Origin of the sequence: Allochromatium palmeri (assembly GCF_009720725.1) — a bacterium.
In the GTDB taxonomy this organism is placed as follows: domain Bacteria; phylum Pseudomonadota; class Gammaproteobacteria; order Chromatiales; family Chromatiaceae; genus Thermochromatium; species Thermochromatium palmeri.
Map to the genome: position 1 here is coordinate 1 of NZ_WNKT01000173.1, position 426 is coordinate 426.

The window sequence follows — 426 nt, forward strand, 5'->3', positions numbered from 1 at the left end:
GCGTTCCGCGTCGGGGATGTCAGGGAGTTCAATCGGGCTGGGCATGACGGCTGGACGAGTCGCGGGAAACGATGAGGGAAGCGATGGGGTACTTTAACGGATATCTTCAGCCAAGGCTGCCATGACTTATTGAGAAGTTACTTCCATGCGCCTTAAGTCATTGAATTTATGGAGCCGAGGGCCGGATTCGAACCGGCGACCCACGCATTACGAATGCGTTGCTCTACCAACTGAGCTACATCGGCTAAGGAGCCGAGAATAGTATCCGAAGCGATCACAGGCATCAAGTATTTGCGCGGCGTGGGGTGCGACCATAACTGATGCGTTGGCTAAACTGTAGGCTCCATGTAACTGTCTTGTGAGGCTCCTGCCATGCCAACGTACGCCCAAAGCGATAAAGAGTTGCTTGAGGCACTGAATCGCAAC

General features: G+C 53.8%; 1 tRNA gene. It reads right to left on the reverse strand.

Annotated features, from left to right (window positions below):
• Positions 1 to 169: 169 nt before the first annotated feature.
• A tRNA-Thr gene (locus GJ668_RS19985) sits at positions 170 to 245 on the reverse strand.
• Positions 246 to 426 lie beyond the last annotated feature (181 nt).